1 protein-coding gene is annotated in these 251 nt (G+C 40.6%); it reads left to right on the top strand.

Annotated elements, in window-relative coordinates; translation table 11 throughout:
• The coding region (locus UC75_RS20060) for an OprD family outer membrane porin (protein ID WP_228137062.1) at positions 1–251 on the top strand (251 nt) is incomplete at both ends.

Below are 251 nucleotides of genomic sequence, written 5' to 3'. Positions count from 1 at the left end.
TGCAAAAGATGACGGCAATACTTTTGATATTGATGCGCAGAACATTGGGGTGTTAGAAACACTTAAAGTAAAAAACCATACCTTCGGTTTGGGGTACCAACAGATTATAGGTGAGTCAGCTTACCCTCTACCGGATGGTTTTTTACCAGAGACCTATTTCATTAACTGGAACGCCACTGGCTTCTTTAAAGAAGACGAAAAGTCTTATCATGTGATGTATGGCTACGACTTTAAAGATTATGTTCCGGGCC

It is taken from the genome of Acinetobacter sp. V2, assembly GCF_001188385.1.
Classification (GTDB): domain Bacteria; phylum Pseudomonadota; class Gammaproteobacteria; order Pseudomonadales; family Moraxellaceae; genus Acinetobacter; species Acinetobacter oleivorans.
Note: the sequence above shows the minus strand (reverse complement) of the source record. Positions and strands in the feature narration are given on the sequence as shown.